Raw genomic sequence first — 21,769 nt, forward strand, 5'->3', positions numbered from 1 at the left:
AGCATCTCCGAGTAAATCGGTAATTTTGTAATATTCTGAAAATATTTATATAATTAATGATGCCGGTTCTCCTTTTAAATAGCCATTCTTTTATCCATATCTAAACGAAATTCACCATACGGATTAATATGAGAGTAAATCATAGGTGTAAGTGCTCGATAATCTTCTTCGTCCAAACGATTTTTCCATTCATCTTCACTAAGTAATTGTTGGATGATTAAAGTATTAATATAAATGATGCAGTTTTGGATTAATTGCAAGCTTAACATGGCAACCTCTTGCTCTTCGAGCTCATTACGACGTATTTTCCCACCTTGGCCATAAAAAATAAAATCACTTGCTGAATGCCAATTTTCAACCGTATTCAATCCAGAATGGATTTCTTTTCTTAATTGTTCTGAAGCTAAATAATCACACAAAAACATTGTTTTAATCACTTTTCCTAACTCTTGAAATGCTAAAAATGTTGGATGAGAGCTATTCTTAGAAAATTGTTTCAAAATGGCTTCTGTATCAGCAGTATTTACTCGTAGTGCTGTCGCATACTTAACCATTTCGTTATATTGCCGCTTAATTAAGTCCCAATTAATAGCTCGTTTCGCAATGACAGGAGACAAATCATCATAACAATCTGTCGCAGATGCTTTATAGAGCTTTTGAGATTGAATATTTTTAAAGCGTGGTAACAGTTCGAAACCCAGTAAATGACAAAAGGCGAAACCCACTGTACTTTGGCCATGTGTATCTACATAATTACGATCTATCTCTTTATCTGTATCATGATTAAGTAATCCATGTAACATGGCAGCCACTTCAGAAGAATTAGGTGCGTTTACTTGAGAATAAATGCACATTGATTTTTCCTCAACGTGCCAATAAACAGAAACACCTGGTCCACGATATCTAGGAAACCATTGTGTCCTTAAATTTTGATCGTAAGCTACTACGCGTGAGGAATCGGAAGCACAAGAAGTGGTACCTTGTCCCCAAATAGCTTCAGCTCGTTCAGTTAAAATTGCATTCACTACACTTTGATTTGCAATTCTTAAATTTTCTACATGTATGTACTTTCTCTTCACATATAAAAGTGCTTTATATTGCATACTGGCATCACCAGAAGATACCCGTTTAATTCCAGTATTTGTTCCTATGCCATACAAGCATAGCAATAATCTTTTTTGGATTTCATCCCGATCTAATCGTTCGTGAGTAGCTAAGCTTTGGAAGTGATTGATAAAACCAGTCCTTAGCGCTGTCTCTTTTAAAATATCGATCAAATTTGTCATCCACCAACGGTTGGACAGTTCTTTTTTTAGACGACCTAATTGTTTTGGTTCTGGGCTTAATTCATTTGGTGCTATTGATATCCACCCATTGTGTTTACTTAAAATTTTCACTTTTTTATTCTTAGGAATATTATTGTTTAACATATCTAGTTTTGCACGTAGTTGTTTTTGTAGGTCATCTATTTTCTCTTGAGATTCTAAAGGTTGATTTAATTCTTCATAATGTTGAATACGATTTTCCTCAAAATCAGCTGGTAAATACTCTTCTGGATTCCGATAACGATGAGAAAAAGCAACCCAAATTTCTCTACATTTCAATTTATCTCTTAAGGCATGTAAAACGCAGATTTCATAGTTGATTCGATTCACACGTATATCTCCATTTTTATCTTCTGTTACAACTAAATCATACCATTTCCTTGGAATGATTTCTGTTCCAAGGGGAATAGCTTCATGCGGTGAAAATGTGATTTGTTTGGAACCATTATAACTTCGTAGAAGTTCAATCGCTTCAATAACAGGTTGATGAAGATGATTGTTAGATTTAAAATCAAGTAATTTTAATATTTCTGTTACGGCTGTCCGATAAGAACTACTGTAAGAATTACGGATTTTCCAGTGAACTTTTTGTTGATACATAGACTTTTTATACTTTAATTCTTTCACGATATCCTCAAGAATCTGTGGCTTTACGACTGGAAATAAGGTATCTTTTATAGTCCCTTCGGGATTTTGAAGTGCTGTTTCGAGTAAATCAATTAACATTTTATTTTTTCCAAACACTTTTTTTACCTCTAAAATCATTTCCATTTTTACTTTTTTCTCAGCGCGACCATCAATTTTATGAATCAAAGTAATAAGGAGCTCAATTAAGTTGTCGTTCAATTCTTTTATTTTTAACCAGAAAAAAGTGGCGAGTAATGTATACCTAATCGGATTCTTGTGACGTTGCAACTCTGTTTTATCTTCAGAAGTAGCACGTAACCTGTATTTCTGGAGTACTTTAGGTGGTATTTCAGAAAATAAATTCATAGGTAGCTCTAAAGCTAGCAAAGTTTTTAATTTATCAAGTTCATTAAATAATGTAGCTTGGCTCAAACGTCCAGGTCCCATTGTTAATTTTCGGAATGTGATTTCTGATGTTTCACCTTCATTAGAACCGCTTTCTTGACTTTCTAGATATCCCCAGTAGTCCAGTAAATCATCAATTTTTTTCAAAGTACTATCCGAAAGTTTATTATAAGTTTCTTGATAAAAATCTTGTTCTCTCTGAAAAATAAGTTGCTGAATCAGTTGATTTATTTGCCACTCGGGAGGAGCTACAATTTTCTCTGTTCGATATTTGATATATAACTGTTTTCTCAATAGATTAGCATCTAAATTATATTCGTAGATCCGATTATAGAGCCATGTTCGAATGAATTCTCGGTCTTTATCTTGTTCTTCTTTGAAACCAAAAAAATCAAGTATTTCTTGTTTATGTTTTCTAGCTGTTTTAGAATCAAGAATGTAAGTGTGATAAGAATTTAAAGAAAGATTTAATTGTTTAGAAAGAAAGTGTAGCATGTCAGATGGAATTTGACTTTTTTTCGTTGGGAATTGATGAAACAATTGAAAATACTTAAGTAAAGCTGCAAAACCGATTCTAGTTAGTTTATATCTAGCATTAACTAATTTTAGTTCTTCAGAACTCAGTATAAAAGAAGTAATTTCTCGATCTAAATTCCAATGTTGTTTCATTTCATTCATCCTAACTATTAAATATTTTTTCAACAGCTTGCTCTAAGTCACTCATTGAAGGAGCTGCATAGCGTTTGGTTGTATTCACATCATTGTGCCCCATTAAATCAGCAACTGTTGCAAGATCAATACCAGAAGCCACAAGTTCACGTCCATATGTATGTCTGAGCATGTGTGCACCAATGCCGTATTGTTCAAATATTCTTTGGGCTGATCGTTTAGATAATCGTTTTCTAAAATTAGAAAGAAACAGCGGAACTTCCAAGTCTGTTCGTTTTTGTAAATAGTTTTGTAGATGATAACGACTTTCTGCTGGTAAAGGAATTTTTCTTGAAATACCACCTTTACCATCTCTAATAATTATAAATCCAGACCGTTCTTTCATTTCAACATCATCACGGTTTAAAGCCACAAGTTCAAATACTCGAACACCTGTATAAAGCATTGTATAAACAATAGCGATATTCCTAAGGTTTTGAGACTTCTCAACTTCTCTCAATAATCGATTTCTCTGCTTTTTAGATAAGGATTTCGGAGAAATATTACGAATATGCCTAACTTCTGGTCGTTTTATATGATTTAGAAGTTCTTCTTTTCCGACAAACTTCATATAAGCTACGATAGCACTGTATTTCGGTGTAATGGTTGTTGCTTGGTTTCCTTGAATGGATAAAAAATTGATATATTGTTGAATATCATAACGCGTAATGTCGTGAATTGAGCTACCTTCAGTAACTAACCATCGATGAAAATTACAAATATGACGAGAATAATCATGTACAGTATTGGGACGTTTCCCTTGCTCAAAAAGAAATTTCTCGAACCCTCCGAGTTCTATGTCACTTTTTTTCACTCTTAATACCTCCAAATTTAATATATTTCAAAGCTATTATAACAAAAAGTGGCACAGAATGACTCTTCTGTGACGAAATCACATAATGTAAAATGTTAATTTAGAACAGAGTTCGATGTATGTTCCTGTTTTACTTTGCCTAGACTATGAAAAAAATGTACTTTTTCAAACTAAAAGTACAAACATAGTAGGAGGAAATTATATTGACACATCCTTTGAGAAAAAATGTGATAAAGTTTCAAGAGGAAGGGAAATCAGAAGAAGAAATACTAAGAACTATATATACATGGGGCACACAAGCTGATATTGCCGCAGCACTAAGTATAAGCGTAAGAAGGGTTAAATATTTATCAAAAAAGTACGAATTAAAAAAGAATGATAAGTACCGTGTGGTAAAACGGTGTATGAATTGTGGTGAACAAACACATATATCCAATTTTGACACAATTTTTGTAGATGGTATTCCAAAGACAAATCTCTTGTGTTGTTGGTCATGTAAAAGAGAATATAACAAACAAAAATACATGAACAAGGTTATAGAAGAACATTGGGAACAAGAACGAATTAAAAGAGAAATTGGAACAAAGGAAGATGAAATCGAAGGATTAAGAGCTCTGTTGAAATAAATTAGATTTTAATCAAATCCCATCCCATAAAATATTCTGAAAATTACAAAATTACCGATTTGCTCGGAGATGCTGGGTTTACCCCTAGTAATTGAATCGCACGTTCTTGTGAAGCTGTATACATGACCACTTCTTGCGTCGGGTACATTTCTCCGCTGGGTGCTACGATGGTATAAGAAAGTGGATAGGCACTAATTTTCAAACAAACGCCTCCTATATCGTAGAATCATCTCTCATACTACAATTATACCTAATGGGCTCCTTACTTCACCTGTCACTAAGCCTAATTGAATACAAAAAATCTGAAAATAAGAGTAGCTAAGAATGGCTACTCAAAATGGAATACATATTATGTATAAGAAACAGTTTGAACCATCATATGGTATCAAAATTTATGCATCTTTGAAGCAAAAGCCCCAAGTGAAAAGATGACTAGTATTACAAAGAACACAAGTTTAATGATCGCAAATGAAATGATAACGGCGAATATCAATAGTTTTAATATGGTTCGTAGTGACCATTTTACAATATTTAAAGATACACGCATGATTAAATCCCCCTATCGTGACGATTTTTCTTTGTTTTCTCCCCTGTCCATTTTTCATTTTCCTCTTGTATTTCTTTACTGGTTGCGTTTTTGATTTTGTCCAAGTCTCCACCAGTTTGAACAGCATTTTTTGTATCGTCTATATCTATGCGGTCAGGTGTTCCATCATTATCTACATCCCGTTCTTTTGTGATTTCTTCATACTGCATTTGAATGATTGCATTTTTCGCTATCATCGTCTCCAATGTACCAGTGCCTAATGTGTGACGTAGCTCTTTCTCGTCTAACGATGCGATACTTGTCAAAAATGCATCTTTATATTGTTCTTCAAACAAATTTTTATAAGAAGTATATGTGAGGGATTGCGTAGGAAACTGTCGGTTTGTATCTTCCAAATCAAAAGAAAAAAATGTAATCTTTCCATCTTCCTGTTCTTTGAAATGTTCCAAGAAACTTTTTTCAAATACACATACGATTTGATAGCAGATCTCCGTCACTTTTGCATCCATCATACTCCATCCCTTTCCGAAAGATAGAAAAGAAAAACGATAGATCATGAACATATCCATCGTTTTTCTTTTCTATCGACTCATGGATTGCTTTTTGTGCTTTTCTTTTGCTATATCTTTTTGTTCTTGCTTTATTTTGTTGTTTAGCTCTTTTACACCGTTCATTGAAAATTCAATTTTCTTGTCTTTCGCAGTCTCGTTTTCTTTTCCCTTTTCTTGTAGAGTTGTCTGTTTTTTGTTTCCTTCTGTTTGCTGTTCCGTCGTTTCTTTCGTTGTTTCATTTTTTAGTTTTTTTAATATATCAGAAAATACATGCGGATTCCATTTTTCCTCTACATTTTTTTGTAACTACTCAGCTTCTTCAAATAAAAAAACAGGCCAAATACATGTTTCCGATTCGAAAACATGAAAAGAAAATACTCCAATCAGAGAAAGAATCTATGCCAAATAGAGAAATTCTCTTATGAAGTCGTGTTATTCCAAGGAACCGTTCTAGTTTCTATGACTTGGTTTATCGCTTGTAAGACCGATTGTTTTTGTTTTTTCATGGTACTCATAAAGCTTCGTATCTGACAAAAAGATTCTGCGCCTTTCTTACTTCGGAAAGTCCCAGACACTTTCTGTTTTACTTTCGTCATCCGAATATCCCGTTCTGCTTGATTGTTATCAAATGGAATGGCTGGATGTTCTAAAAACGCTAGAATTCTGTCAGAATACTTGACGAAGCGATTCCATAAATTTTGAGAAGGCGTCTGCTTTCCTTTCTTCTTTTGTTTCGTGGAAAGAATCTGTTGTTCTTTCAATATGGATTGATACATAATAAACAGATTCTTTTGCGTCGCTTTTGGCATGGTACCTTCGGATTGCTTTTTCATCGTCAACGCTTGCGTTAGAAATTTCTGCATCTGTTGTGCCCATTGTTCTCCAGTACTATCTATAATTCCTTGTAAATCTCGTAAGAGATGGGCATTACATAAAACGTGACGACAATCTGTATACGCATCATACGATTTCCAACCATCATGCATCGCAATTCCAGAAAAAGATGGCAAGATTTCTCCAGCATCCATTGCTTCTTTTCCACGTTTTTGATGAATATGTTGCAATGTCACCTCCGGTGTACTGGCAGTATGTAACCATTGTGTTTTGTTTTCTACACGCATACCAGTTTCATCAAAATGGACAACAGGAGACTGCAGAATCTTTTCCTTTACTTCTTTTATGAATGGCTGCAATTGAGAAGCGAAAGCCTGTGTATGATTTACCAGGGTTCCTTCGCTTATAGAATGTCCAAAACAATCCTGAAAGAATTCTTTTGTTCGCTTCAAAGAAATGCATTGATAATGCGTTAAATAGGGAATCAGTCTTTTTATATTTGGACCATATTGAACAGGACGAGATACTGTCGAAGGAAATTGGGCTTCTTGGATAGAATGGCAATGTGGGCATTCTTTCTGTTCTACTTTATGTTCTGTCACTTCGATCTGAATAGGTGGTAAGTCATACACTTGGCGAATGCGATACCCTTTTACAGGCTCGTGGTTCAAGGAAGTATGACAACAAGTACAATATGTAGGAGAATGTGTAATCGTATGATCTGGAGTCGCTGTCAAACCAAGAGTATGTCCCTTGTGGCCCAACTGGCCACCCGTTTGACGATGAGACGGTTTGCGCAAACTTTTTGTAACGGGCTTACCCAAACCATCTGTAGAAGGTGGCTTATGACTATTTTTGGAGTTTTTTTTTGAAGCATTTTCTAGTTCTTGTATACGTTTTTCTAACTTAGAAAATGTTTCTTCAAATAAAGAAATAACAGCTTCAGGTCCTTTTTTATATGTATCTAAAATAATTTTTCGATCGACCATAAGATTCACCTCCCCTGTTTGATATACTCAGTATTTACAAATGGGAGGCATATGAAACTAGTAAAATTTAAAAAAGACACCGAAAGGTGGCTGAGTAGTTACAAGATAGTTATCATAAAGTTCGTTCTTGCAAGTTGATTAATTATTTTTCAAATGATAAAAAGTGTTGGTTTATGGATTTGAAGAATTAAAATCTTAAATAATAATAGAGGAATTAATTAAAATTGTACCGAAATGAATTGTTATTGATAAAAAAGAGCGCCTGTGAAATACAAGACGCTTTTTTTAAATAGATAAAGGAGAGTATTATAGAAAAGATCATCATGAAGCATTCCTACTTACTTAATCCAGTCCAATAAAAATCAACAAGTTGTTTTGCAAAATCTTCTATATTAGGGATTAGGGGCTTTTGATTAACATCTCTGTATCCTCCAACGTACAGCAAAGCAACAAAGGCATGGGCACTTAAAAGCGAGTGATTTTTAGGGATTTCTCCTTCTTTTATTGATTTATCTATGGTTTGTGCCAATACTTCATACATTTTATCTTCTGCATCTTGCATTTGTTTTAAGTACGTATCAGACAGGGAAATCTTTGCATCCCTCATAAAGCTTTTTATATCAATGTCCATTGTAGTGGTTAAATGGATTTTTGCAACATCAAGTAAGCGTTCTTTAAGAGGCTTATTTGTTGAAAGAATCCTATACATATTTTCTCTAATTCGAAACATCATTTGAACCATTGTATCCGTAAAAAGATCAGCCTTAGTAGCATAATAATAGTAAACAGTTGCTTTTGTCACGTCACATTCTTTAGCAACATCATCCATAGAAACAAGTTGATATCCTTTGCTTAAAAATAATTTTGTGGCAGTATTTACAATTTTATTTTTTGTAGGGAGTGTATTCTTATTTTGACGTGGTCTTCCCAGAGGACGCAGTTTTTGTTCCAATTGTGTTCGCTCCTGACTTTTCGAAGTTACAACTATTATAGCATATTAACCTAATAGTTCTTGATTAATTAACTAACTAGTATATATAATTAATGAAAAAAGTTTAGTTAGAAAGGTGGATTACAATGAAAAAGCATTCTCTATATACTTGGGGGAAATTGGTTGGGGGACCAAAAGCAAGGTGGATTACTATTTTGGTATGGGTCTTATTAACCCTTGTTTTATCATTTACATGGCCAGCAGTTAATACCGTTGAGGATGAGACAGCTCCAAACCTTCCTAAAAATGCTATATCACAACAAGCTAGTCGTTTAATTAAAAAAGAGTTTCCTAATGATGCTGGAAACCCTGCTCTTATCGTTTGGCATAGAGACAAGGGTTTGAAAGAAAATGACTTTAAGGCAATTCAAGATACTTACAAACAACTTAAAAATACACCATTAAAAGATCAATCAATGTTACCACCATTTGATACCATACCACAGCAAGCATTAGCAAAGAGTGTTTCAGAAGATGGTACATCTCTTGTAACTCCTGTATTTTTCAACACAACAGCAGGAACAGCTATTCTTCAAGAGAATATGAATGAATTGCAGCGTGTTATAAAGAATACTTTGGCAGATGATCCTTTTAAAAGAGACATTTCTGATTCTGGTCTGCATGTTCGTCTTTCAGGGCCAGTTGGTATTCAGACTGATGCAGTAAGCTTATTCAGTCAGGCTGATGTGAAATTACTAGTTGCAACAGTGTTACTTGTTCTAGTTTTACTTATTCTTCTGTATCGCTCACCACTTTTAGCAATCTTACCTTTAATTGTAGTTGGATTTGCTTATGGGGTAATTAGTCCAACTTTAGGCTTTTTAGCAGATAAAGGATGGATTACCGCTGATGCACAAGGAATTTCAATTATGACTGTACTTTTATTTGGAGCCGGTACTGATTATTGTTTATTTCTTATTTCGAGATATAGAGCGTTTTTATTAGTAGAACGAAATAAATTTAAAGCGCTGCAACTTGCTATTAAAGAATCGGGTGGCGCAATTATCATGAGCGCTCTTACAGTGGTAGTTGGATTGGGTACCCTTTTACTTGCTCATATTGGTTCTTTCCATAGATTTGCAGTGCCATTTAGTGTGGCTGTGTTTCTTATGGGGGTTGCCTCATTGACGCTTTTACCAGCATTATTAGCTATTTTGGGAAGAGTAGCATTTTTTCCGTTCATACCAAGAACGAATGAGATGAATGGAGAACGTGCTAGGAAGAAAAAGAAAGTGATTAAGGTAAAGGAATCGAAAGGACTTCTGAGCAGAAAACTTGGAGACCTTGTGATACGTAAACCGTGGACTATTATTCTGCTGACACTATTTCTATTGGGTGGCTTGGCATCTTTTGTTCCACGAATTCATTTTACGTACGATTTATTAGAATCATTTCCTAAAGACATGCCATCACGTGAGGGATTTGATTTAATATCAGATCATTTTTCACCTGGAGAATTAGCACCAGTACAAATTGTTGTTGATACAAAAGAGCAGGACATACCTGTCACAACAGAATTAAAAAAACTTTCTTTTGTAGATCAAGTAACGGAACCTATAAAAGGGAAATACAATAGTCAATTACAAATGTATGAGGTTTCCTTACAAGAAAATCCATATTCAATTGAAGGCATGAATAAAATCCCTGAGTTAAGGAAAAGTTTGAAACAAATGCTGAAAAAATCTGAAATAAATAATGCTGAGAATCATATATGGATTGGGGGAGAGACAGCTTCATTATATGATACAAAACAAACTACCGAGCGTGATCAAGATGTAATTATCCCTGTTATGATTGGTATTATCGCATTATTATTACTTGTGTACCTGCGTTCTATTGTTGCAATGATTTATTTAATTTTAACAGTTGTATTATCTTTCTTCTCTGCATTAGGAGCAGGCTGGCTATTACTTCACTATGGTATGGATGCTCCCGCAATACAAGGAGCAATCCCTCTATATTCATTTGTATTCTTGGTAGCGTTAGGAGAGGACTATAATATATTTATGGTTTCTGAAATATGGAAGAATAAAAGAAGCCAGCCACACCTTGAAGCAGTCAAAAACGGAGTTGTTCAAACAGGTAGCGTTATTACGTCTGCTGGTTTAATTTTAGCTGGAACATTTGCGGTGTTAGCTACTTTACCGATTCAAGTACTTGTTCAATTTGGTCTTGTTACGGCAATAGGGGTACTATTAGATACATTCATTGTAAGGCCGCTTCTTGTCCCTGCTATTACAGTGGTTCTAGGACGATTTGCATTTTGGCCAGGAAAGCTTTGGAAGAAGAAAGAAACAAAAAAATTAGATGGTTGATCATATAATAAAATTAATAACCAAGGGAATTTTTATTTCCCTTGGTTAAAATGTTTTTAAAATGATAAAGAAATAAATAGTGTTTGGCAGATAAAAGTGCCAGTTGAATGAAAGATTAATTGAGCTACTTATTTAATAGGGTTCTGGTGCAACAATAGTGGAATGTGAAAAAAGAATAGAAGATTCCTAACGGAATGGAACTTTATGCTGTTAAACCAAAGAGTTCATTGATAAGATATATCTGCTTTTGGACAGACTTCTCCCCTTGGAGAGTTTGTCCTTTTTTGATCATATGCATAGCTTCTATTCCAGTAATCATTTTTATAGCTGTAGGGAATGATTTCAATCCTAGCATATTCCGAATCCGTTTTTTGATAAACCGATGATCTTGCTCAATGATATTGTTTAAGTATTTTTTTACACGAAGTGGTATACCGTGTGGTATACACTTTTCTTCCTTTAGTTCACGTACTGCAACAGGATAGGCTTTATCGCCATCAGCAGTTATCGAACGAGGTTTTGTGGCATGAACAGAAGCCAAGGCTTTCTTTAGAAAACGTTTGGCAGCCTTCGCATCTCTTTTACGACTTAAATAAAAATCAATCGTGTTTCCTTCAGAATCAATCGCGCGATATAAGTACATTTTCTCTCCTTTGATTTTGATGTATGTTTCATCCACACGCCAAGAATCATTGGTTGGTTTCAAATGTTTTCGAATACGCTCATTTAATTCTGGTCCATATTGATGCACCCATCGCATAATTGTTGTATGTACTAAGAATAATCCTCTTTCCTCCATCATTTCCACTAAATCACGAAGACTTAAGTTGTACCGCAGGTACCAACGTACGGTTAATACAATGATATCAGGCTGATACTGTTTCCATTTGAATATATTTTCTTTTTCCATACTGATCACACACCTTTTTTTAGTAATAGCACCAGTATTGCCAAGTTTGAAAGAGCATTTTCAAATCATTTCGCTTTTTTGCACCAGAACCGCAACGATACGTTGACGTGCCGAAAAGAGTTGGGCAAGGATGGAGAGGGCTGCGAAACAAGGTGAAGTGGCCCTCTCCAAAGGTGGAGATTTTCTGAAGAGAAACGGAAGAAAATACGACCTGTTCCTTGCGGAACTGTTAGCCTTTTGGGGTATAGTTGCATAGTCTGTCATTGAAAAAAATGAGAATATGGTATAATAAAAGAATAAATAACGGTGAGAAAAGTGAGGGAGAACGATGAAAAATCATGATATCGTGAATGGTCAAATTCTCCAAACGAACAAGAAATGGTCACGTTTGAAGCAGAATCAGAAGAATTTGATCGCAGAATGGCTACAAGAAGAATATCGAGGTTTTATCGCCGTGTATTTGCGAAAACCTAAACGCTTTGAAGAAGAGTATATGATAGATAGTGTGATGGAACGAATGCAGGCACGTGATATTTGGATACCGTATGTAGAAGTAAAGACGTATTTCACACGTAAAAAGGGAAAGTGGTATCGGAAATTAGAAAGTGAGTTAGAAAACAGAAGAATCGAAGAAGAGGAACAGATTCGATTAAAAAATGAAAGAATCGGAACGCCGATTTGTTAAGGTAAATAGGGATGTATGAGAAAAGACGTACTGAAATACAGTACGTCTTTCTGTGTCCGTAAGCCTTTCGGGAGAAAGCGCAATTCCAATGTCGATTGTGTCAGATAATCGGTATACAATTGTTATAGATGTAGGATGGAATTGCTGTTTTTACTATATGTGAAATCTGTTTTTTTTATACGTTTTCTAGGTGATGTATTCCATTTTATTTTTGAGAGAAATCATAAAATAAGGACAAAACGATGTATATTTGACATGTCTTGCCCTCATTTTGAATGGAGTTAAGGAAAAATAAGCAATGACAATCCAACGAAACAGATGTAGTTTTGGTGCAAATAACAGTAGTAGGATGGGATTGTCATGTTAGGATGTACAAAAAGAAAAATTTTATGCGAAAATGGTTATAAAAACCATTCTATGAAAAAGTATGGTAAAATAGAGGAGACATGTGTATAAAGAATTCGAATTTCTCCTTCATCAAGAGGAAAGATAGCGCATGGCAAGAACGACTAATGGATCTAATTCTTGATTATAGGCGACCACTAACGGATGTGTGAATCCATATAGTTTTGTTAATTTCCGAAGTGTTTCTTGTTTCTTCTTAATTTTTTGGTAAATAGGAAATATAGGATGTAGACATGAATAGCTTCCCGTGTTGTAAACAATATGTTATAAAGTATACATACATTTCACCCGAATAAAAACGGTAACAAGAGAGAAAATATTCTATTTGAAAAGGAGAAAAACAGAAGGATGAAATCAACAGGGATCGTACGAAGAATAGACCAGTTAGGACGGATTGTGATACCAAGGGAAACAAGGCGTACGCTTGATATCCACGAAAAAGATGCCATAGAAATATTTGTAGAAGAGGAAAGTGTAATTTTACAGAAATATAAATCGGACGGTACGTGTCTTGTAACAGGAGAAATTTCTTCCCAGAACATCAAACTAGCGGACGGACAGCTGACGTTGAGTCCAGAAGGAGCGAAACAGCTTCTGGAGGAATTAGAACAGTATCTGGAAAGAGTTTGAGAATACGAGGGGGGAATGCAGGATGGAGAAAAAATCACAACCTATTTTAAAAGAAAGAGCTAGAAATACCGTATCGATGCAGGAACGGTTATTACAAGAAGTCATACAAAAGAAGAAGGTCACTTCTTTGATTTTAATCAATGGATTTCATATGAAAGGAATTGTAAAAGAATATGATGCATTTTCTATTTTGGTAGAATTCGATGATAAAAATCATCTGATTTATAAACATGCGATTTCAACGATTCGATTATAAAAAAAGCATGAATCCCAATGATTTCATGCTTCTGTAGTCTGATAGATAGACAGACAGATACATATTTAGTTGTTTACTGCTTCTTTTAATTGTTTACCGGCTTTAAAGGCAGGTGCTTTTTTCGCAGGAATGATAAGAGATTCTCCCGTACTTGGATTCCGTCCTTCTCGTGCAGCACGTTCTCGGACCTCGAATGTCCCAAATCCAATTAGTTGGACATTGTCACCATTTTGCAACACGTGTTGAATGGATTCTAATAGGGTATCTACAGTTAAACTGGCATGTGATTTTTTTAGTCCTGTTTTGACTGCTACTTGCGTAATTAATTCTGTTTTATTCATATAGCACCTCTTATTGTAAATTGTATTTATTTTAGTATAAGGGGAGAAAGAGAACGGTGCAAGATAGTTTGTACGTGTAACATGTTAGATTCTTTGCGAATGAAAACACGTGTATATAAGAAAATACCCTGAACAAAGAATGAGGCGAAAGAAGATGACAAATGTTTTTTATATGGAGCTCAACGATCTTGATTATGAACTCGAACGAGGTGCGGAAATACTGAGAGTATTGGCACATCCTGTCCGTCTACAAATTGTACATCAATTAGTCAGGAAACAGACTTTAAATGTGACCGAATTACAACAGATTTTAACATTGCCGCAATCTACGGTTTCACAACATCTCCATAAAATGAGAAATCATAAAGTGTTATCACATGAACGCAAAGGAACAGAAGTATTTTATCGAGTGGACGATAAACAAGTGAAACAAGCGCTTTACGTACTGATGGGCTAAACAGCTAGTTTCGTGTATCTGCCTAGTTATGTACGGATATAAAAATAAAACGAGAAGAGGGGGCTTCTATGGGTGGGAATTTATATTACACGTATATCACAATAAAAGAAATCATTTTTATCCATGCCTATGTGACAGGGAAAGAAATTCCCTCTTCACAAGCATTACAAATTCTAGGACAATTTGATCCGGAAGAAATCAAAGGTACAATTAGAGAAACGCGTCGGTATCGTATACGAAATAATGGAGAAGAATTGTTCCAATACTATAGACAGAAACATCCGAAATTATTTGAGAAACAAAGATTATGCACGTACGAAGAGTTGAAGCAACGAGCGGTGTATTACTGTTCGGCCCATTTGACGATTCACATGTAATTCAGGATGTACAGGATAATGTTCTGTTCACTTGAATATCACCTAATAAATGACAATTGAATCCAATTTATTAGCCGAGGGTGATAAAAAACGAATGCTCAGATTCCTCTATAACGAAAGAGAAGAAAGCGCCGAACACAATTTAGGTCTTGAAAGATAAAAAGCATCCATCCGAATAGATAAGGGGATGAAAAGATGGATAGTAAATATTTCAGGTAGAAAGGGATATAAATCAGTGAGAATAAGTGCATATACAAGAGGTTTATAAAATTTCACGTATCATAATAAAAAGAATAAAATAAAACACCCAAAACAAAGGTTGCTTCTTCTCTCCTTCCTCCGCTACAATAGATATATACTTTCTTTGCCCATTCCCCCGAAAAAGGGGAATAACAAAAAAGACAGAATACGAAATAAGAAAGGTGACTCACTCTATGAATCAACCTTTAGTGAATTTACGAGTTGATTATGCTTTTAAGCAATTATTTGGTGTACAGGGACAAGAGGAATTACTGATTTCTTTTTTAAATGCAATCTTGCATGAATCCTTATCTATACCGATAGTATCGCTAAAAATTGAAGACCCACACCTCCATAAAGAATACGAAGAAGATAAATTATCCATACTAGATATATTAGCGACACTTCAAGATGAAACAAAAGTTAATATTGAAATTCAGTTGCGAAATACACAAGAAATTGTGAAACGCTCCCTGTATTATTGGAGTAAGTTATATACATCCCAATTAGAGCAGGGTATGCCTTACCGCTCTTTGCGAAAAACGATTGCCATCAATCTATTAGATTTTAAGCTCTTTCCTCATTATGATGATATGCATACAGTCGGACAATTTTGGAGCAGGCAACAGAAGGAAGTGTTACTTGAAGACCTAGAAATACATTTCATCGAGATTCCAAAGCTAGTAAGACAATGGAGAGAAGAAAAAATTAATCCGTGGGAAAATGAATTCGCTCGTTGGTTACTTTTACTACCAGCGCACGAAGATGAACATTTAACCCACACGTTGGAGGATATCGCCATGAAACAAGATCCAATGTTACAGAAGGCAATCCACAAATGGGAAAATATGAGTCAGAGTAGCTCTTTCCGTCTCGCATATGAAGCACGTGAAAAAGTGTTATTTGATGAACAAGCGAAATTAGCACATGCTCGTGAGGTTGGTATAGAAGAAGGTATGGAAAAAGGGAAAAAAGTTGGGAAAGAAGAAGGGATTCAAGAAGGAAAAATCCAACTTATCCGAGGCATGCATAAAAATGGCATGGATATAGAAGATATTTCGAAGTTTACCAATATGGATATGTCGGAAGTACGCCATATTTTGGAACAATAACAGAGAGACATCCCATCGCATGAGATGTCTCTCTGTTATTGTCAGATTATTCTGAAATGTCTAGAGATATTTCTCCCTTACTAAACAATCGATTGTACTGTTCCTGTATACTTTGGAGTTGTAAACTTAGTCCTTTTGCCAGTGGTGTCATTTTGAGGTCTTGTTGTAAGATGAGCAATAACTGGGACACTTTTATAAGCATCTCGTGAATCTCATATGCTTCTTCTATTAATCCGTCGACAGAAACCTGCTGAAGGATAGACTCAATTCGGCTCATTTTCCAATCAATTTCTTGTAATAATTGTGTAGAATTTCCAGACCATGATTTGTCCACTATAACCCCTCTCCTGTCTTCTATATCTATGTGTATCCAACTTACTTCTATTTTTTCATGTTACTATGGAAAAATAAAAAAGCATTCTGTTCTATTCATTTTATAATTGAATATTTTCACATCTATAACTAGTCCTCTAAGTTTAGTGGTATATGGTATGAGCATTCCGAATTTCCATTAAAATATCGGCAATTCGTTTGCCATTTTTCAAAATCATGCGGTCTTTTATATATCCATCTATACATTGTCCTAATTCTTGATTTGACATTACTTCTATTTCACCGCTGTCCTGTATTTTACTTGTTAACAAAGTGGGTTGCTCACTTAACGAGCAATACAATTGTAACGTTTCAGCTAAAAATGTCACTAATGGTTTCAACAGGACATCATATTGCGGAAGCATATCAGCAGCGATTTGTTCATTTAAAACAAAATGAATATGATTCTCCTTTACGTCAAATCGATATAAAAAAATCATATACACAAGCACTCCTTTACATTTCATGTGTGGAAAGTATAGGAGGAAATAAGAGACGTCTACGGTTGTATCATTCTCGCATTCCCACAACTGAATAAAAGAATGGTGCATACTCATTATATATCATGGGAAGGCACTGTTCAATTTGTTATTTCATTTTAGCTGGATATTTCCAATATTGCTTATCTTTTTTATCAGCGTTTATCTTTGTTTTTTGTTTCTTTTGCTCTACTTTGTTCTTCACTTGACTTTGTTGTTTGAATGTATCTAACTTTATTTGCATTTGTTCCACCTGTTCTTTTACTTCCTTAAGTTCCAACTTAATTTCTGATAGCAATCTTAAAATGGCATCGCCTTTATTCATAACAACCACCTTATTTCAGAAGATGAATATTTTCTCAATATATAATAGATTGAATTTTCTGTTTTATTAAGTATACTTAAGAAGAATAACTGTCATTATTCCCTTCTCGAAGGACGGACTATGCCAATAGAACCGTTCTTTTTTTGTTAATACCTTTTATTATTTAGAAATTTATTATACTATATATTTGCGTAACTTTCATTTCATCTTTTACCTATGGGCAGACTATTTCAATAGTCTGTTCTTTTTTATTTAACAGTTCGTAAAGGTGTACTTTTTCAGATACATAGAAACATAGGGAAAGGCACGTCCATAAAAGTTAGTTTTTTATTTTACAGACATCTTTAATTTTTATATACCTTTACAGATATAAATGAGCTATAATTATGGTTGAGGTGAAAATGTTGCAAGATAAAAAGTTTGGATATGTCAGAGTTTCCAGTAAAGACCAAAATGAAGAACGTCAGATTGAAAATATGAAATATCTTGGAATAGAAGATCGGGATATTTTTATTGATAAGCAATCTGGTAAAAATATGAAGAGAGAAAATTATCAAATGTTAAAACGATTAGCTCGTTCAGGCGATACAATTGTTTTTGATTCTTTGACAAGGTTAGGTCGTAGTATGAATGATGTGTTAGAAGAATTTCGTTATTTTGAACAACAGCGTATTAATTTGCAATTTATTAAAGAGCCCTTTATTAATGTGAATTATAATGGCGAAAGTACAAACGATGTGATTCAGCAAGCTGTACAAAAAGCAACCCTGACCATTTTATCCGCTTTTGCAGAAAAGGAAAGAAATGATATTAAACAACGACAAGCGGAAGGGATTGCATTAGCAAAGAAAAAAGGAAAACATTTAGGAAGACCACCGGTACAAATTACAGATCAATTTATTGAGGCATACCGGGAATGGCAGTCTGGAGAGATTACAGCAGTCGGGGCAATGAGAAAATATAATATAAAGCGTTCTTCTTTTTATAAATTAGTCAAAGAATATGAGGGGCGAGCAACGAGGATATATATGGATAAAAATGATTGACACTTTGAAAGAAAAAATCAAGTTTCTTCCTAATTATATAAGGAGTGTGTAACTGTCCCCTTAGTAGATATTTATTATACTTAATCATATCTTGCAAAATTTGGCGAAGACGTGATACACGTGAAGAGAATCCCCTTGATAGGTTTTGATTGCTGTTGCACGCATAAATTGTATAAGTAAAACTATTGCTTTTAAACAAATGTTTGATTCGTCATGATTCATACAAATTCCGAGGAGATTCGCTATTTATATCGAATCCCTCTAAAAGAACATGGTGTTGCCGTTCAGCCCACAACATAGCGCCGTGTTCAGGAAAAAAGGGATTCGTCCTAAACATCGATCTTCATTCTCCGTTGGTTTATGTTTTTAAACTTTGTACCAAAATTGCATATTTTTATAAAAAAGAGGATACAACGAAAATAAAAATAATTTTTGATTTTTCATAAGAAGAGAGATTTATAAATTAGGAGGGGAACGAATACCATGCATATTTCTAATTTTGAGGACTACATAGACGATATGATTCTGCAACGAGGTTATACATACTTTCAACAAGGGAAGATTGGTACCACCCAAAATACTGCGCAATCGGCTTATAGAATGACAGTAGTTGGTTCGAAACGTTATCAGGTTGCAGTGGATTTAGACTCAGATAATTTCATTACACATACAACTTGTAATTGTCCTTATACGCATGGAATATATTGTAAGCATCAAGTTGCTGTACTTTATGCTATAAGAGACTATAAAACAAATAAGGATTCCCGCATACAACCATATGATATCCGGCATGCCCTGTTACAGAAGAGCAACGAAGAATTGGTAACGATTATTTGTGATATGGTGAATCAATATCCTGAAATGGAAACGAAACTCTTGTTTCAACACGCCCCTGCTCATGACGATGTAAACAGTTGCTCACAAATTATAAATGAATATATTCATGCTGTACAAGATAGGGGGTTTATAGAGTACAGGGATGTGAGCTATGCAGTACAAGGTGCCGAATTAGTCTTAGAGAAAGTCGACCAAACAGCAACAGATGGAGACACAGTGAAAGCTGTTCATATGTGTATCATCGTACTATCCATGATGATCGACATGTTGCAAGGATGTGATGATTCAGATGGTATAGTTGGTGGTATCATTGACGAAAGTATAGCAAGCATAGACCATATCGTAAGTACCTATATGGATACAATGAGTGAATCAACACAACAGCAGATTTTCCAGATACTTTTACAAGAGGCATCCCATGAGCGTCATGCCGACTGGAATGAATGGGAATTTGCTCTGTTGAACATATGTATTTATTTTTGTACGAATCCAGAATGGCGGAGGCAATTGGATAATACATTAGAACAAATGATATCCTCCAATTCAAAAGAAGGGTGGAGTGGTACCTATCGTACTTCTCAATGTAAAAAAATACAGTTACAGTTAATTCAATTATATGATGGAAGTAGCAAAGAAGAAGCATTTATACAAACCAATCTGCAATATAGTGAATTTCGAGAAAAGGCGATTCAACATGCTTTTCACCTATGTGAGTATGAAAAAGTTATAAAACTGTGCTTAGACGGGGAACAGCAGGATAAAAATGCTCTAGGGCTTTTGAAGAAATGGAAAACATATCGGTATAAAGCCTATGAAAATCTGGGAGATATAGAAAACCAACGTCAATTAGGGTTAGCATTTGTTCTTAAAGATGACTTTACATATTATGAAAAACTGAAAATACTGTATGACCCATCATCTTGGTTAGAAATACGGGAACACATTCTTTCTACATTCGAATCAACAGCATACCGATCGCATATGTATGAATCCATTCTAATATTGGAACGCTTACCAAACAAATTATTAGCCTATTGTCACAAACATCCTGCGACCATTCTACATCTATATGAATCTTTGTTGCCGGATTACCCATCTGAAACACATCAGATTTTTATCACACATATGCAAGATTTGGCTCAAGTGGCTCGGGACAGAAAGATGTATAAAAATATTTGTCAGATCATACAAACCTATCAACGTGTAGGAGATGAAAAATTAGTACGAGAATTCATTGAGAAATTAAAACAAACGTATCACAATCGACCAGCCTTTTTAGATGAATTAGGGAAAATTAACAACTAATGCAATCGTATTTGGGTGTTTTTTGCCCCTCCCCTCGAAAAGAGGGAATAAGAAAAGCATAGCGTGAAAAATCCGGATAACTAAAGGTTTTGAGTTACTTTTAGGCTTAATCACAGGGTTCTTGTTGTAGAACGCAAAATAGCAAAAATTCAAGGATTATTATAGGCAATTAGACAAACATCATATGCTCCTATTTTTGGATTATCTTTAGCTCATACAACGATTATGCGCTGGGTCCATCAATACGGACCGGAACTGGATAAACGTATCCGATGTCATCTTAAACAAACAAATGATTCATGGCGAGTGGATGAAACGTATATAAAAGTAAAAGGGCAATGGATGTATTTATACCGTGCGGTTGATTCTGAGGGAAATACGATTGACTTCAATCTTAGTAAAACTAGAAATCATAAGGCTGCAAAGCGATTCTTTAAGAAAGCTTTGCAATCTTTTCATGCCTCAAAACCTCGTACAATTACAATTGATAAAAATCCTGCTTATCCAGTTGCTATCACCAAATTAAAGAACGAGAAAAAAGTGCCGTTAGGCACTCAAATTCGGCAGATAAAATATCTAAATAACGTAGTGGAGCAAGACCACCGGTTCATTAAAAAACGTGTACACTCTATGTTAGGATTTAAATCTTTTGGCACAGCTACATGTATTCTTGCAGGAGTAGAAGCCATGCACATGATAAAAAAAGAACAGGTGGATTTACAGAATCAGTCTGTTCGCAATCAAAAAGAATTTATTCATCAATTATTTGGATTAACAGCGTAAAGAATGATTCCAGTAGGAATCCTCATTATTTTTTGGGAATGTATCCTTTATTTGCACCAGAACCCGAATACGTATATAGCTGAAGTCATAAAAATTTCAAACGGTAAGGCTGAAAAGGTTCCTATTATGCAATATGAACAAGAAAAGAGGGAATCTAATAATAAACAAAAATTAGCAGCACTACAAAATAACAATACAGGCTTTATTGCAGCAATGGCGAATAGAAAAGAATATAAGGCAGAGAGAGAGTATAATTTTTATATGCCCTCTCAAAGAGCGAGTGCAACAATGAACTGTCCGACTAATGGAAATGGTTGCTCTATAGCGAAGACATATGCCATTACACAAACAGAGACCTGGGATGCTGGAGGCGGATTAGATATAAAATTTGTAAAACTAAATGGAGGATATCATTGGGCTGAGGCTTTAACCAACTCTAGTACGTATAGTTTTAATTTAAAACCAGGACAAAGGGGG

25 protein-coding genes are annotated in these 21,769 nt (G+C 34.8%); 12 read left to right on the forward strand and 13 right to left on the reverse strand.

What is annotated here, in order from left to right; all coding sequences use genetic code 11:
* Positions 1–74 precede the first annotated feature (74 nt).
* Positions 75–3,026 (reverse strand): Tn3 family transposase, encoded by a 2,952-nt coding sequence (locus MHH55_RS32990; RefSeq protein WP_078188030.1) that lies wholly within the window; start codon positions 3,024–3,026, stop codon positions 75–77.
* A 10-nt stretch (positions 3,027–3,036) separates the two neighbouring features.
* A complete protein-coding gene (locus MHH55_RS32995) occupies positions 3,037–3,879 on the reverse strand; it encodes a tyrosine-type recombinase/integrase (RefSeq protein WP_078188028.1) in 843 nt (280 codons plus the stop codon).
* Positions 3,880–4,082: 203 nt separating this feature from the next.
* Between MHH55_RS32995 and MHH55_RS33000 the strand changes: the two genes are divergently transcribed.
* Entirely contained in the window at positions 4,083–4,505 is a 423-nt protein-coding gene (locus tag MHH55_RS33000) for a hypothetical protein (RefSeq protein WP_176116714.1), read from the forward strand.
* A 43-nt stretch (positions 4,506–4,548) separates the two neighbouring features.
* On the opposite strand, the gene MHH55_RS33005 is transcribed toward MHH55_RS33000, so the two are convergent.
* From MHH55_RS33005 to MHH55_RS33025, 5 genes are all read right to left on the reverse strand, one after another.
* The gene (locus MHH55_RS33005) at positions 4,549–4,707 is read right to left on the reverse strand and encodes a hypothetical protein (protein ID WP_176116756.1); all 159 of its coding nucleotides are present in this window, start codon (positions 4,705–4,707) and stop codon (positions 4,549–4,551) included.
* A 183-nt stretch (positions 4,708–4,890) separates the two neighbouring features.
* The gene (locus tag MHH55_RS33010; RefSeq protein WP_176116758.1) at positions 4,891–5,052 is read right to left on the reverse strand and encodes a hypothetical protein; all 162 of its coding nucleotides are present in this window, start codon (positions 5,050–5,052) and stop codon (positions 4,891–4,893) included.
* Positions 5,053–5,054: 2 nt separating this feature from the next.
* The gene (locus tag MHH55_RS33015) at positions 5,055–5,564 is read right to left on the reverse strand and encodes a hypothetical protein (RefSeq protein WP_254849834.1); all 510 of its coding nucleotides are present in this window, start codon (positions 5,562–5,564) and stop codon (positions 5,055–5,057) included.
* Between the two features lie 458 nt (positions 5,565–6,022).
* Positions 6,023–7,426, reverse strand: a complete 1,404-nt coding sequence (gene tnpC, locus MHH55_RS33020; RefSeq protein WP_100910632.1) for an IS66 family transposase — start codon at positions 7,424–7,426, stop codon at positions 6,023–6,025.
* A 334-nt stretch (positions 7,427–7,760) separates the two neighbouring features.
* The gene (locus MHH55_RS33025) at positions 7,761–8,378 is read right to left on the reverse strand and encodes a TetR/AcrR family transcriptional regulator (RefSeq protein ID WP_078188087.1); all 618 of its coding nucleotides are present in this window, start codon (positions 8,376–8,378) and stop codon (positions 7,761–7,763) included.
* 125 nt (positions 8,379–8,503) lie between these two features.
* Here MHH55_RS33025 and MHH55_RS33030 point away from each other — a divergent pair, with 125 nt between their 5' ends.
* Entirely contained in the window at positions 8,504–10,732 is a 2,229-nt protein-coding gene (locus MHH55_RS33030) for an MMPL family transporter (protein ID WP_078188088.1), read from the forward strand.
* A gap of 202 nt (positions 10,733–10,934) precedes the next feature.
* Here the strand turns inward: MHH55_RS33030 and MHH55_RS33035 are convergent, their stop codons facing one another.
* Positions 10,935–11,642 carry an IS6 family transposase gene (locus MHH55_RS33035; RefSeq protein ID WP_100910607.1) on the reverse strand — a complete coding sequence of 236 codons (708 nt, stop codon included), beginning with the start codon at positions 11,640–11,642 and terminating at the stop codon, positions 10,935–10,937.
* A gap of 328 nt (positions 11,643–11,970) precedes the next feature.
* Between MHH55_RS33035 and MHH55_RS33040 the strand changes: the two genes are divergently transcribed.
* Positions 11,971–12,327 (forward strand): hypothetical protein, encoded by a 357-nt coding sequence (locus MHH55_RS33040; RefSeq protein WP_000788501.1) that lies wholly within the window; start codon positions 11,971–11,973, stop codon positions 12,325–12,327.
* A 477-nt stretch (positions 12,328–12,804) separates the two neighbouring features.
* On the opposite strand, the gene MHH55_RS36620 is transcribed toward MHH55_RS33040, so the two are convergent.
* Positions 12,805–12,993: a Spo0E family sporulation regulatory protein-aspartic acid phosphatase gene (locus MHH55_RS36620; protein ID WP_416135373.1), complete on the reverse strand. Its 189-nt coding sequence runs from the start codon at positions 12,991–12,993 to the stop codon at positions 12,805–12,807.
* An 87-nt stretch (positions 12,994–13,080) separates the two neighbouring features.
* On the opposite strand from MHH55_RS36620, the gene MHH55_RS33045 reads away from it, so the two are divergent.
* Positions 13,081–13,362, forward strand: coding sequence for an AbrB/MazE/SpoVT family DNA-binding domain-containing protein (locus MHH55_RS33045; protein WP_078188152.1), 282 nt, complete (start codon positions 13,081–13,083; stop codon positions 13,360–13,362).
* Positions 13,363–13,384: 22 nt separating this feature from the next.
* Entirely contained in the window at positions 13,385–13,618 is a 234-nt protein-coding gene (hfq, locus tag MHH55_RS33050) for an RNA chaperone Hfq (protein WP_078188151.1), read from the forward strand.
* 65 nt (positions 13,619–13,683) lie between these two features.
* Here hfq and MHH55_RS33055 read toward each other — a convergent pair whose 3' ends face one another.
* A complete protein-coding gene (locus MHH55_RS33055) occupies positions 13,684–13,959 on the reverse strand; it encodes an HU family DNA-binding protein (protein WP_078188150.1) in 276 nt (91 codons plus the stop codon).
* Positions 13,960–14,113: 154 nt separating this feature from the next.
* Between MHH55_RS33055 and MHH55_RS33060 the strand changes: the two genes are divergently transcribed.
* From MHH55_RS33060 to MHH55_RS33070, 3 genes are all read left to right on the forward strand, one after another.
* Positions 14,114–14,416, forward strand: a complete 303-nt coding sequence (locus MHH55_RS33060) for an ArsR/SmtB family transcription factor (protein WP_078188149.1) — start codon at positions 14,114–14,116, stop codon at positions 14,414–14,416.
* A gap of 68 nt (positions 14,417–14,484) precedes the next feature.
* Positions 14,485–14,793 carry a hypothetical protein gene (locus MHH55_RS33065; RefSeq protein WP_340882300.1) on the forward strand — a complete coding sequence of 103 codons (309 nt, stop codon included), beginning with the start codon at positions 14,485–14,487 and terminating at the stop codon, positions 14,791–14,793.
* 434 nt (positions 14,794–15,227) lie between these two features.
* Complete coding sequence (locus tag MHH55_RS33070; protein ID WP_100910707.1) at positions 15,228–16,145, forward strand: Rpn family recombination-promoting nuclease/putative transposase; 918 nt, start codon at positions 15,228–15,230, stop codon at positions 16,143–16,145.
* Between the two features lie 46 nt (positions 16,146–16,191).
* On the opposite strand, the gene MHH55_RS33075 is transcribed toward MHH55_RS33070, so the two are convergent.
* The 3 genes from MHH55_RS33075 to MHH55_RS33085 all read right to left on the reverse strand — a co-directional run bounded on the left by MHH55_RS33075 (position 16,192) and on the right by MHH55_RS33085 (position 17,321).
* A complete protein-coding gene (locus MHH55_RS33075) occupies positions 16,192–16,479 on the reverse strand; it encodes a hypothetical protein (protein ID WP_078188146.1) in 288 nt (95 codons plus the stop codon).
* A gap of 142 nt (positions 16,480–16,621) precedes the next feature.
* Positions 16,622–16,957: a hypothetical protein gene (locus MHH55_RS33080; RefSeq protein ID WP_176116748.1), complete on the reverse strand. Its 336-nt coding sequence runs from the start codon at positions 16,955–16,957 to the stop codon at positions 16,622–16,624.
* Positions 16,958–17,105: 148 nt separating this feature from the next.
* Positions 17,106–17,321, reverse strand: coding sequence for a hypothetical protein (locus MHH55_RS33085; protein WP_078188144.1), 216 nt, complete (start codon positions 17,319–17,321; stop codon positions 17,106–17,108).
* A 386-nt stretch (positions 17,322–17,707) separates the two neighbouring features.
* On the opposite strand from MHH55_RS33085, the gene MHH55_RS33090 reads away from it, so the two are divergent.
* The 4 genes from MHH55_RS33090 to MHH55_RS33105 all read left to right on the forward strand — a co-directional run.
* Positions 17,708–18,367, forward strand: coding sequence for a recombinase family protein (locus MHH55_RS33090; protein WP_100910708.1), 660 nt, complete (start codon positions 17,708–17,710; stop codon positions 18,365–18,367).
* A gap of 483 nt (positions 18,368–18,850) precedes the next feature.
* Positions 18,851–20,509: an SWIM zinc finger family protein gene (locus MHH55_RS33095; RefSeq protein ID WP_233936927.1), complete on the forward strand. Its 1,659-nt coding sequence runs from the start codon at positions 18,851–18,853 to the stop codon at positions 20,507–20,509.
* 168 nt (positions 20,510–20,677) lie between these two features.
* Positions 20,678–21,292, forward strand: coding sequence for an IS6 family transposase (locus tag MHH55_RS33100; protein WP_445661838.1), 615 nt, complete (start codon positions 20,678–20,680; stop codon positions 21,290–21,292).
* 126 nt (positions 21,293–21,418) lie between these two features.
* Positions 21,419–21,769, forward strand: a 351-nt coding sequence (locus tag MHH55_RS33105) for a hypothetical protein (protein WP_340882306.1), incomplete at its 3' end; no start/stop codon positions are given.

Origin of the sequence: Bacillus sp. FSL K6-2944 (genome assembly GCF_038005385.1) — a bacterium.
GTDB lineage: Bacteria > Bacillota > Bacilli > Bacillales > Bacillaceae_G > Bacillus_A > Bacillus_A cereus.